Annotated in this window: 11 protein-coding genes; 5 read left to right on the plus strand and 6 right to left on the minus strand. The window is 58.1% G+C overall.

Annotation, left to right across the window (positions count from 1 at the left end):
* Positions 1-76: 76 nt before the first annotated feature.
* Together ACXAET_RS13880 and ACXAET_RS13885 are read right to left on the minus strand one after the other, a co-directional pair.
* Positions 77-1,678 carry a BCCT family transporter gene (locus ACXAET_RS13880; protein ID WP_475186094.1) on the minus strand — a complete coding sequence of 534 codons (1,602 nt, stop codon included), beginning with the start codon at positions 1,676-1,678 and terminating at the stop codon, positions 77-79.
* A 199-nt stretch (positions 1,679-1,877) separates the two neighbouring features.
* Positions 1,878-2,627 carry a DUF3299 domain-containing protein gene (locus ACXAET_RS13885; protein ID WP_475186096.1) on the minus strand — a complete coding sequence of 250 codons (750 nt, stop codon included), beginning with the start codon at positions 2,625-2,627 and terminating at the stop codon, positions 1,878-1,880.
* 297 nt (positions 2,628-2,924) lie between these two features.
* On the opposite strand from ACXAET_RS13885, the gene pnp reads away from it, so the two are divergent.
* Complete coding sequence (gene pnp / locus ACXAET_RS13890; protein WP_475186100.1) at positions 2,925-5,075, plus strand: polyribonucleotide nucleotidyltransferase; 2,151 nt, start codon at positions 2,925-2,927, stop codon at positions 5,073-5,075.
* Between the two features lie 131 nt (positions 5,076-5,206).
* Positions 5,207-5,545 carry a putative quinol monooxygenase gene (locus tag ACXAET_RS13895; RefSeq protein ID WP_475186104.1) on the plus strand — a complete coding sequence of 113 codons (339 nt, stop codon included), beginning with the start codon at positions 5,207-5,209 and terminating at the stop codon, positions 5,543-5,545.
* Between the two features lie 50 nt (positions 5,546-5,595).
* Here the strand turns inward: ACXAET_RS13895 and ACXAET_RS13900 are convergent, their stop codons facing one another.
* A complete protein-coding gene (locus tag ACXAET_RS13900; protein WP_475186110.1) occupies positions 5,596-6,231 on the minus strand; it encodes a DUF1326 domain-containing protein in 636 nt (211 codons plus the stop codon).
* Positions 6,232-6,450: 219 nt separating this feature from the next.
* Between ACXAET_RS13900 and ACXAET_RS13905 the strand changes: the two genes are divergently transcribed.
* On the plus strand, positions 6,451-7,182 hold the full coding sequence (locus ACXAET_RS13905; RefSeq protein ID WP_475186112.1) for a glycosyltransferase family 25 protein: 732 nt from the start codon (positions 6,451-6,453) through the stop codon (positions 7,180-7,182).
* Positions 7,183-7,250: 68 nt separating this feature from the next.
* Here the strand turns inward: ACXAET_RS13905 and ACXAET_RS13910 are convergent, their stop codons facing one another.
* Positions 7,251-7,901 (minus strand): peroxiredoxin, encoded by a 651-nt coding sequence (locus ACXAET_RS13910; protein ID WP_475186114.1) that lies wholly within the window; start codon positions 7,899-7,901, stop codon positions 7,251-7,253.
* 182 nt (positions 7,902-8,083) lie between these two features.
* Between ACXAET_RS13910 and ACXAET_RS13915 the strand changes: the two genes are divergently transcribed.
* Positions 8,084-9,523: an aldehyde dehydrogenase family protein gene (locus ACXAET_RS13915; RefSeq protein ID WP_475186117.1), complete on the plus strand. Its 1,440-nt coding sequence runs from the start codon at positions 8,084-8,086 to the stop codon at positions 9,521-9,523.
* Positions 9,524-9,584: 61 nt separating this feature from the next.
* Here ACXAET_RS13915 and ACXAET_RS13920 read toward each other — a convergent pair whose 3' ends face one another.
* Entirely contained in the window at positions 9,585-10,019 is a 435-nt protein-coding gene (locus ACXAET_RS13920; RefSeq protein ID WP_475186121.1) for a glyoxalase superfamily protein, read from the minus strand.
* Positions 10,020-10,196: 177 nt separating this feature from the next.
* Entirely contained in the window at positions 10,197-11,048 is an 852-nt protein-coding gene (locus ACXAET_RS13925) for a methylated-DNA--[protein]-cysteine S-methyltransferase (protein ID WP_475186124.1), read from the minus strand.
* A gap of 137 nt (positions 11,049-11,185) precedes the next feature.
* On the opposite strand from ACXAET_RS13925, the gene ACXAET_RS13930 reads away from it, so the two are divergent.
* Positions 11,186-11,986 carry a methyltransferase domain-containing protein gene (locus ACXAET_RS13930; protein WP_475186126.1) on the plus strand — a complete coding sequence of 267 codons (801 nt, stop codon included), beginning with the start codon at positions 11,186-11,188 and terminating at the stop codon, positions 11,984-11,986.
* The last annotated feature ends 14 nt before the right edge of the window (positions 11,987-12,000 follow it).

The raw sequence follows: 12,000 nt of genomic DNA on the forward strand, positions 1-12,000 counted from the left end.
TAATGATGTTGGACATATAAGCTAAAAAACCAAGCGCCCGTGATGATACGGGCGCCTGGCCTGTTTCGGGGTTTGGCTACATTTTCGCTTTTTCAGACTTCAATGCCAGCCAGAGGCAATAGCACATCATCAGAACGACCAACGTGAAGGGGATGCCAGTTGACACGGCTGCGCCCTGTAGGGCGGAAAGACCGCCGCCCAAAAGCAGTGCGATGGCAACCAAACCTTCCAATGTGCACCAGAATACGCGCTGGATCACCGGGGCGTCCATTTTGCCGCCTGCGGTAATGGTGTCGATCACCAGCGAGCCCGAGTCGGACGAGGTGACAAAGAACACCACGATCAGGATCAGCGCGATAGGCGCGATGATGCCATAAAGCGGTAGCTCCTTCAGGAAGCCGAACAGCGCGCCTTCGGGGGCATAGCTGTCGATCACCGTTGCACGTACGCCTTCGGCACCGCCTGCGTTCAGCATGTCAATGGCCGCACCGCCAAAGGTGGACATCCACAGGGCACAGACCGCCGTTGGGGCAAGCAGGGCGCATGTAACAAACTCTCGCACGGTGCGACCTTTGGAAATACGGGCGATGAACATGCCGACAAAAGGTGACCATGCAATCCACCATGCCCAGTAGAACGTTGTCCAACCGTGGAAGTAGCTGGTGTCTTCGCGCCCGAAGGGATTGGATAAGGCGGGCAGGTGGAACACGTAGTCCACCATGACGTTAAAATACCGTGCGATGGCAGTGCCGACTCCGGTCACGACGATGACAAAGATGAACAGACCAACAGCCATGATCATGTTGATCTCGCTCAGGCGTTTGACGCCGGCATCCATGCCCAACAAGACCGAGCCCAAGGCGATCATCGTGATCCCGATGATCAAAAACACCGTAACTGTCGAGCTGGGTTCGATGCCGAACACTTCGTACAGTCCTGCCGCAACCTGCTGAGCGCCCAGACCCAACGAGGTGGTCAGGCCAAACAGTGTTGCAAAGACCGCCAGCGTATCGATGATGTGGCCCCACCAGCCCCAGACGCGTTCACCCAATAGTGGGTAGAACGCAGACCTTAGCGTCAGCGGCAGACCGAGATTGTAGCTGAAGATCGCCAGGCTCAGACCAACAGCAGCGTAGACCGCCCAGCCTTCAAGCCCCCAATGGTGAATCGTGCCGACGATGCCAATATACTCATTGCCGGGCACAGCGATATCTATGCCCAGCGGGCGGGCGTTACCATCCTCTGCAAAGTTGTAATAGACCGGCTCCATCACGCCAAAAAACAGCAAGCCAATACCGATGCCGGCGGCAAACATCATCGCGATCCAGCCGGCATAGGAGTAGTCGGGTGTGGCGTCCTTGCCACCGATGCGTACCTTACCGACGGGTAGGACGATCAACACAAGGCAGAACAGCGTTATCAGATCCACGGACAAGACCAGAAACCAGTCAAACGTGCTGGTCAGCCAGGGCCGGAGCCAGCCAAAAAACGCAGCCGCAGCCTCTTGGTTGGCCAATGCGATCAGAACGAACGCAAAAATCAGTATGCTTGAGATCAGAAAAACCGGGTTGTGGATGTCCAGACCGAGTGGTCGGACATTGTCCTGGCCCAACTCGTATTCGGTTTCGAAATCATAAATCCGGGGGTCCGGATCCAACATCTTCTTTGTTTGTGCCATTCGACTTTCCCTCTGTTCGCTGCGAGCAAACGCCAAGGTAATCGGTCGAGAGACGGCTGTGTTTTCGGTTTCCCCTTGGCGCGTTTTCCGTCATTTCGACCGCGGGTCTTAGGGGAGGACTCTACACCTTCGCCATAAATTCGCAAAATTCATTCATATTAGAGAATATGTTTCGGAGCGTCTGAACGTCCCGTGCCTTCTAATCCTGCGCTTTAAAGCCACCCGTTTTACGGTTGTGCGCCGCGCGAAAACGTTCTTTCAGAGCCAAAGGCCAAGCCTCTTGACCGGATAGCACTTCCAGCGATTCGACCAGTTCTGCGTCCATTCGAAAGGTCGCGTGCATCGGCATCATACCGTCTACTACATCCACCACGTGATCCGATGGATCGATGACCAATCGTCCAGTCAGACGTACCAGTTCGTGGTCGTAGGCGGGCGTCCAGGCGTCGTGGAGTTTCACCCGGATCATCTGATTTGGTGGCGGGGGTGGCAAATGACTGCACATTCCCGGTTTGGGTACCAGATAGGCCACATGCTGCCCGTTTTTGTCCGGGGGTGCCGGAAGGGCAAAGCCTGTCACGGTGACGACCTGTCCGTCCAGTTTGGGGTTTCCAGCGGTGTCGGCTTTATTGCGAAGCTGGGATACGACCTCGCGCTGTGAGAGCAACCCATCGATATCAATCTGATCGACGGCTAGCGCCTGTTCGGTCTCGGCCAGGAGCATATGCCATCTTTGCCGCTCATCCGGACTGCCAACATCCGTTTGCAACCGACCGCGCAGACGGATTGCAAACAAGATGTCGTCACGTTGTTCCGGCGTGAGCGCGCGAAACGGGTCGTCAAAGCTCTGCGCCGCCGGATCCGGCAAAGCTGTCCAATCAATCAAAGCGCCCGGTGCGGCAAATGTCGGACCCAAAAGGCCTAGCCATGCCAGCAATGCGATTGTCACCCAAGTTTTTGTCCGCATACCTTGCCCAAAACGCTCAATTCCACCGTATCTTAGCGGGTTTTGGCGCAGCGCGTCCACGTCGGGATCATCACGAAATCACAAGCGGAGCAAGACCGTCTGGCCGTTCGGTTTCGCTTTCCTTTGGGTCCATTCTCATGTATGCGCCAGACATCTGAGACGTTGTGCCCCGACCCCGGCACTCGAATGGAAGATAAAGTGGGGTCGGCGGCAATGGGGCCGCCAAGCAAACGGGAGACCCGGGATGCGCCTGGGAGTGCTCCCTTTTAGGATACGCATATGTTTGATGTAACAAAGAAATCAATGCAGTGGGGCGAAGAAACGCTTACACTGGAAACCGGCAAGATTGCCCGTCAGGCCGACGGCACCGTGATTGCCACGCTGGGCGAAACCAGCGTCATGGCAAACGTGACCTTTGCCAAAGAGCAAAAGCCCGGCCAGGACTTTTTCCCGCTGACTGTACACTACCAAGAGAAATACTATTCCGCCGGTAAGGTTCCGGGCGGCTTCTTCAAGCGCGAGGCGCGCCCGACCGAGAAAGAAACGCTGACCGCGCGTTTGATCGACCGTCCGATCCGCCCGCTATTCGTCGATGGTTTCAAGAACGAAGTGCTGGTGATGTGCACCGTGCTGAGTCACGATCTGGTCAACGATCCCGACATCGTTGCGATGATCGCGGCGTCGGCTGCGCTGACTATTTCCGGCGCGCCGTTCATGGGCCCAATCGCCGGTGCCCGTGTTGGTTTCGTGGATGGCGAGTACGTCCTGAACCCAACCGTGGACGACATGCAGGACCTGCGCCTGAACCCCGAACAGCGTCTGGACCTGGTTGTTGCCGGCACCAAAGACGCCGTGATGATGGTGGAATCGGAAGCCTACGAATTGTCCGAGGCTGAAATGCTGGGCGCAGTTAACTTTGCGCATGAGCAGATTCAGCCGGTCATCGATCTGATCATCGGTTTGGCCGAAGAAGCCGCGAAAGAGCCGTTCGATTTCCAAGCGCCCGACTACTCGGACCTGTACGCTGCCGTTGCAGCAGCCGGTGAAGAGCAAATGCGCGCCGCCTTCGCGATCACCGACAAGCAAGAGCGCACCGCCGCTGTTGCTGCGGCCCGTGAAGCGATCAAGGAAGCACTGACCGAGGAACAGCTGGAAGACAGCAACCTTGGTTCGGCGATGAAAAAGCTGGAAGCCGGCATTCTGCGCGGTGATGTCGTCAAAGGCGGCAAGCGCATCGACGGTCGTTCAACCACCGATGTTCGCGCGATCGAAGCCGAAACCTCGCTGCTGCCCCGTACACACGGTTCCGCCCTGTTCACCCGTGGTGAAACTCAGGCTCTGGCCGTGACCACGCTGGGCACCGGTGACGATGAGCAGTTCATCGACGCGCTGCATGGCAATTTCAAATCGAACTTCCTGCTGCACTACAACTTCCCCCCCTATTCGGTTGGTGAAGTTGGTCGCGTGGGGGGCCCGGGCCGTCGTGAGATTGGTCATGGCAAGCTGGCATGGCGCGCTCTTCAGGCGGTTCTGCCTGCGGCGACGGACTTCCCATATACGATCCGCATCGTGTCGGAGATCACCGAATCCAACGGCTCGTCTTCGATGGCGTCGGTCTGTGGCGGTTCGCTGTCGATGATGGATGCGGGCGTTCCGCTGAAAGCACCGGTTGCCGGTGTGGCCATGGGTCTGATCCTGGAAGATGACGACGACTATGCGATCCTGTCGGACATTCTGGGTGACGAAGACCACCTGGGCGACATGGACTTCAAAGTGGCTGGCACCGAAAACGGCATCACCTCGCTGCAGATGGACATCAAGGTCGCAGGCATTACGCCCGAGATCATGGAGAAAGCCCTGGCGCAAGCCAAGGACGGTCGGATGCACATCCTGGGCGAGATGGGCAAAGCCCTGTCCGAGACCAACGAATTCTCGGTCCATGCCCCGCGCATCGAAACCATGAACATCCCGACCGACAAGATCCGTGAAGTGATCGGCTCGGGCGGTAAGGTTATCCGCGAGATCGTGGAAACCTCGGGCGCCAAGGTCGACATCAACGACGATGGTGTCATCAAGATCGCCTCGCCCGATGGTGAATCGATCAAGAAGGCCTATGACATGATCTATTCGATCGTGGCCGAGCCGGAAGAAGGTCAGATCTATACCGGTAAAGTGGTCAAGATCGTCGACTTCGGCGCTTTCGTGAACTTCTTTGGCAAGCGCGACGGTCTGGTGCACGTGTCCCAGATCGAAAACCGCCGCCTGAATCATCCGTCGGATGTTCTGAAGGAAGGTCAGGAAGTAAAGGTCAAGCTTCTGGGCTTTGACGACCGCGGTAAGGTCCGGCTGTCGATGAAAGTCGTCGATCAGGAAACCGGCGAAGAGGTTGTGCCTGAGAAGAAAGAAAAGAAAGAGGAAAGCGCAGAGTAATCTGCACGCCTTTTTAACCCGAAAGGCCCCGGTTTCGATCGGGGTCTTTTTTGTCAGGGCTTTTTTTGCCGCCTCTTGAAATGTCGATGGGCGACCCCGACAGTAAATGGACTGTTCTATGAGGCCCTTCCATGATCCTTGAAATACGTCACTATACCCTTAAGCCCGGACGCCGAGAGGAGTTTATCACATTCTTTGAAAAGCATAACCGCTCAGCACTGCGCGACGCTGGTATGCTGGTTTTCGGCCCGCTTCGGGACTTGGAAGACGCCGACAAGGTTCACTGGATGCGCGCCTTTCCTTCTTTGGAGGCACGAGAGAAGATAAAGGGCGATTTCTACGGCGGGCAGGTCTGGCATGACCAGATCGAACCAATCGCAATGTCGATGATCGCCCATTTCGAGGCAGAGGTGGTTGAGACCACTGACGGTTTCGAAAACTTTAACGGTGCCTCGTCAGTCGACGGATAGCTTCCGCAAAAACATCGCTGTCTTGCACGCTTCGGTCATGACGTGCGTCGCTAATGCGCCACGCCTGACGGTCCGTGCTTCATAACGTGCCATTGCCCGTAGCTGTCGGTCAGGTCCAGCTTGATCGCAGCATCCGCCTTGGTCGACGCGCTGCCGATTTCGGCCAGGGTGAACTCGATCCCGCCGGGGATGTCGATCCGGACGCGATGTTCGCCACCACCGTGGGGCGCCTGAATTGGGCGACCGGTCGAGTTCAAGACATCCCCGATTGCGACCTTCGCGGTGCGCCCCTCCATATCCATTTCAAAGTCAATGGGCAGAAACAGCGTTTCGTGAACGGTTTTGCACATCGCACGGAAGACGAACCAATGGGTTGCCATTTCCTCGGTCTCTTCCCCATGAAAGATCTTTTCCAGTGCAACCCGCTGAGGAGCAGAGGCGCTGGGGTCGATAATCACCTGCATCTCGCCACCGCCCTCAAAAATTGGGCCCGGCCAAGCATAAATCAGAGCAGCCTTTGCGCCCGCCAGATCGGTGCGTCCGAAATGGCCTTGTGAAATCTCTAAAACCTCGAATCCGCGGCAATGACCGTGGGTTGGCAATTCCTCGAACTGGCAGGGGCAGGCATAGCCGCAATTGCAGTTCCCGAAAGCGTCGCCTTCAACGTACCAATCTGTGAATGCCATCGTCCTCTCCTGTCTTGCACGGCCTGTATGCCCGAGGTCGAGGGTCTGCCTGAATGCGAGTCTGCCGCCGCTACCCTACCATACAAGGGGCAAATCACGAACTGATGTCCGTGCCTTTCGGTGCCTTCACCTAAAATCCGGCTCGCCCTGCGGGTTCTGAAAACGCGCAGCGCAGAGTTTCGCTTTCCCTGCAAGCATCTGTGATCTATGCAAAGCGTTATGCGATCTTTCGTCATTCATATGTCCTCAAGTACAGCCCGGCGGCCCAATGCCGAACAGCTTTGCGCCGACCTTCCCAATGCCGAGCTTTTCGAGGCAGTAAATGGCCGCGACCCCAGCCAGATTGCCGGAGTTCAGCTTCACCCTGGTAACCTGCACCGACCGCATTATCCCTTTGCGTTGCAGCCGGCAGAGATCGGCGTATTCGAAAGCCACCGCCGTATTTGGCGCAAGATGGTCGAGGAAGAAATTGATCTGGCGATCATCACCGAAGATGACCTGCGTATCGACGCCCCGCGTATGGCCGAGGCGTTGGAGATGCTAGAACCGATCGCCACGCCGGATCACTACATCCGCATCCCCGTGAAGCAGCGCGAAGTCCCGGCCCACACCCTTGCAAACCAAAACGGGCTGTGTCTGATCCTGCCCAAGGTGATCGGCCTGCAATGTGTCTGTCAACTGGTGGGGCGACGCGCGGCCAACCGTCTGCTGGCTGCCACCACTCAGATCGACCGGCCCGTGGATACGTTTCTTCAGATGCACTGGCTGACCGGCCAGCCCATCCATGCGTTGCAAGGCAGTGGTAATCAGGAAATTGCGGGAGAAATTGGCGGTTCGACCATTCAGAGCAAGCCGCCTTTGTCTGATAAACTGACCCGAGAGTTCAAGCGTGCCGCCTATCGGGCACAGCTTCACCTACACCCTCAGCGCCCGCCCGCTGCGTCGGGATAACAACTTTGCCTAAAAGCGCCCGACCGCGCGATTGGGGGCCAAGTCAGCCCCCAAGACCTAAACTCGTCTTACGACGGTGCCTTCGTCGTGCGGAGATACGGGAAGACCGTTTTGAACTCCCCAAACTTTTCTTTCGCTTCGTCGTTTGACACCGCAGGGGGGATGATCACGTCCTCGCCCGGTATCCAGTTTGCTGGTGTGGCCACACCCTTGGCCGACATTTGCAAACCGTCCAGCGCGCGTAGAATCTCGGCAAAGTTCCGGCCCACGGTCATCGGATAGGTCATAGACAGTTTCAGCCGCTTGTCCGGCCCGATGATAAAGACCGACCGCACGGTGGCGCTGTCTGCGGGTGTGCGGCCATCGGGCAGGTATGCCTCGGCTGGCAGCATGTCGAATGCCTTGGATACCGCTAACCCGTCATCGGCGATGATGGGAAAGCCGGGATTGGCGTTGCCATAGGCTTCGATGTCTTTCTTCCACTTTTTGTGGTCTTCGACGCCGTCCACCGACACGCCCAACACCTTGGTGTTGCGGGCCGCCCATTCGTCATTCAATTGCGCGACGGCCGAGAATTCGGTCGTGCAGACAGGTGTAAAATCCTTGGGGTGCGAGAACAGGATTGCCCAGCTGTCGCCGATCCAGTCGTGAAACTGGATGGTGCCCTGGTCCGTCTCTGCGGTGAAGTTCGGAACCGTATCGTTGATGCGCAAACCCATTGTGAAGCTCCTTTGCTGTAAAAGCCCGATTCGGCTGCCGTCAACCTAAACACTTTCCGCGATTGTTAAACCTTGCAATCGCGCGGAATGATTTGATCAAATCATGTCTTGCCGCGCCCTGTTGCCGGTGCCAGAGTGGCCGCAACTACGCCATTTTGGCTGCGGGCACAGGAGAATACGCCATGATCGAAAAACGCGATTTTTACATCAACGGTCAGTGGGTGGCCCCCGCGTCGGGCAATGACTTTCACGTCATCAACCCCTCGACCGAAGAGCCATGTGCGGTCATCTCACTCGGCACGCAGGCCGATACGGATGCTGCTGTGGCTGCAGCAAAGGCGGCTTTGCCAGGGTGGATGGCCACCCCGGTCGCGGACCGGATTGCCCTGGTCGAAAAACTGGCCGAGATCTACCAGTCCCGCGCCGAAGATCTGGCGCAGGCCATGTCGCTTGAGATGGGCGCACCAATTGATCTGTCGCGCACGGCGCAATCGGGCGCGGGGATATACCATCTGAAAAACTTCATCCGCGCGGCGCGTGAATTTCAGTTCGAACGCCCGCTGGGTGATCACGCCCCCAATGACCGGATTATCCATGAGGCCGTGGGGGTAGCTGCTCTTATTACGCCGTGGAACTGGCCGATGAACCAGATCACGCTCAAGGTGGGTGCTGCAGCGATTGCGGGATGCACCATGGTTCTGAAACCGTCCGAACAGAGCCCGCTGAACGCAATGATCTTTGCCGAGATGATGGATGCGGCCGGTTTCCCACCCGGAGTGTTCAATCTGGTGAACGGTGATGGCGCCGGAGTTGGGTCACAACTTTCGGGCCATCCGGACGTGGACATGGTCAGCTTTACCGGCTCGACCCGCGCCGGTACTGCGATTTCCAAGAATGCTGCAGATACGTTGAAGAAGGTGCATCTGGAACTGGGCGGTAAGGGCGCGAACGTGATCTTTGCCGATGCCGACGAAAAGGCGGTCAAGCGCGGCGTGTTGCACATGATGCAGAACACCGGCCAAAGCTGCAACGCCCCAAGCCGTATGCTGGTGCAGCGCCCAATCTATGATCAGGCGGTCGAGACCGCCGCCGAAGTGGCTGGCAAGGTCACCGTTGGACCGGCGTCCGAGGAAGGACGCCATATCGGCCCGGTCGTGAACGAGGTTCAGTGGACCAAGATTCAGGATCTGATTCAGAAAGGCATCGACGAAGGCGCGCGTCTGGTTGCAGGTGGCACAGGCCGGCCCGAGGGGCTGAACAAAGGGTACTACGTGCGCCCTACAGTGTTTGCAGATGCCAACAACCAGATGACCATCGCGCGCGAGGAAATCTTTGGTCCGGTCTTGACCATGATCCCCTTCGATACCGAGGATGAAGCCATCGAGATCGCCAATGACACGCCGTATGGCCTGACCAACTATGTCCAGACTCAGGACGGCGCGCGGGCCAACCGGATGGCGCGTCACCTGCGGTCGGGCATGGTCGAGATGAATGGTCAGTCACGCAGCGCCGGGTCGCCGTTTGGCGGCATGAAGCAATCGGGCAATGGGCGAGAAGGCGGCGTTTGGGGTCTTGAGGATTTTCTTGAGGTCAAAGCCGTTGGCGGCTGGACGCCAGAGTAAAATCAAACGCCATCGAAAACGGATTGGGCAAGGCGCAGAGATGTGCCTTGCCCTTAGTTTGTCAAATGGGGCGAACCACCAACTGCGGCTCACCATTCGATGTTCGGCGCGTGGACCGGCCATCCCATCCAACCTCGCCACTGACCCGTTGCCGGAAGGACGAAAAGCTGTCGAACGTGACCACGTCAACGGGGGCGTCGAACTGCAGGGTAATCCGCCTGTGCGCCCCATCGCCCAATATAGTCAGGCCGCGAATCTCAGCGGTGAAGGTCTGACCCAGATAGGTGCCCTTGACCCTGTCACCCACACGCAGGTGCATCCGGTTTCCGGCCATGGCGCGCAGCGTATTCCAGTCGCGCATGCCATGCTGGTGGGCGACCAGTTCCAGCGATTGTGCGTGCGACAGGTCGACCCCTGTGCCGCGCAGTTTTTCACGCAGCCGCTTGGCCTGCGCCTTGAGTTCGCCTATCGGGGCGATTGTTTCGGTTTGTGTCATGTCTTGCCTCGTTTCCGTAAACGGGCGCAAAGATTGGACGGCGCTCGCATTGCCATCCGTGCGCCGGGAAAGGGCAACAGATGTTTACTCAACCGGGTTTGACCATAGCCATAAGACCGCGAGCGGCAGGGGACCCGAACCTAGCCGCCTTGTTGCATTGGCAAGCCGGCCTGTCAATCAGGCATCGGCCTGCGCGGCCTCGTAGGCGAGCATGGCGCGCTTGACCGGCAATCCCCAGTGATAGCCGCCTAGGCCCCCGGATTTGCGCAATGCCCGGTGACAAGGGATCAGCCAACTGACGGGGTTGCGCCCAACCGCCGTTCCCACGGCACGAACAGCCTGCGGGTTGCCGACCCGTTCTGCGATCTCGGAATAGGTTGTGACATGGCCCGACGGGATATGCATCAAAGCCTCCCACACCTTGATCTGAAGGGGTGAGCCAATCAGGTAGAGCGGTGTCGGCTCCAGCCGGTCGCTGGCCGCGCCAAACGCGCTGAGTACCCAAGGCCGCAGCCGCATCGGGTCCTCGACAAAATCAGCCTGCGGCCAACGTGAAAGCATATCCTCCATCGCGCCTTCTTCACCGGACTCTGCCCCGAAGGCCAAACCGCAGATTCCCCTTTCGGTCCCCATGACAAGCGCCGGGCCAAAGGGGCTTTCGAACCAGCCCCAGTAGATTGTCAGCCCAGCCCCTTTGCGGGCGTATTCACCTGGGCTCATGGATTCCCATTTCAAGAAAAGGTCATGCAAGCGGCCACTGCCTGAAAGGCCAACGTTGTGCGCCGTCTCCAACGTGGTAAACCGGTCGCGCAGCAAGGCTTTGGCGTGACCCAATGTCAGATATTGCTGGTAGCGTTTCGGCGACACCCCGGTCCAGCGCGAGAACAGGCGCTGGAAATGGGCCGGGCTCATGTTCATCTCACGCGCCAGTTCTTCAAGGCTCAGCCCCTCGCCGCCCTGGTCGATCAGGTCGATGGCGCGCCGCATGACGTTGTAGTGATAACCGGATTCGGAGTTTTGGATATTCATGGCTGTCACCTTCTTGTGGCTCGCCCTGATCCTAGACGGTCGGACCTGACCGAAGCGACCCGAAACTTGCGATTTTTTGTGCCCATTGTTGGAATCAGCCCGGCCGATTACTCTGAGTAAACTCAGGAGCGACTGATATGCCCCAGGCCGACGCCTTCCACCTGTCCGATGCTGCTGCCCGAAAGTACCAGGATCATTCCGTGCCTGCCATGTTCGCGCCGCTGGCACAGGCCACGGTCAAAAAACTGGGACTCTGCGAAAATGACCATGTGCTGGATGTCGCCTGTGGCACCGGTGCGCTGACGCGAGAGATCATCGCAACGTTACCGGGCCGCGGGCGCGTTGTCGGTGCTGACTTGAACCAAACGATGATCGATGTGGCCTCGGCTTTGACACCTGCGTCCAGCCATTCCGTGGACTGGATGGCTGCGGATGTTACTGACCTGCCTTTTGACGATCACAGTTTTGATGTGGCCTGTATTCAGCAAGGGCTACAATTCTTTCCCGACAAACCTGCCGCACTGGCCGAGATACGCCGCGTGCTGAAACCGGGTGGTAAACTGTGCCTGACCTGCTGGAGCGCAATCTCAGAGTTCAACAACGGGTTGGCCGAAGCACTGGAGCGGCATGTCAGCCCCGGCGCCGCGCAAAAGGCGAGGGCGCCGTTTTCGTTTCGCGATGGTGATCTGATCACCGCGCTTTTGGACGACGCCGGGTTTCGGGTTGCCGAGCATGACATCATCACCCTCCACCGCCGATTTGAAGACCTGCGCGCGCAGGTTCTGGCCTTGCCGGTTGAACAGGACATGCGCGCAAAAGGGGATGCCGTCATTGACCGCGTTCTGACGGATATCGCCGATCACCTTGCTCCTTTCGACAAGGACGGGGTGTTCATCGTGCCGCAAGAAGCGCATTTCTTTGCCGCAACTCGTGCCTGACGCACTTTACCCGC

It is taken from the genome of Ruegeria sp. AWH4_226 (assembly GCF_056159225.1).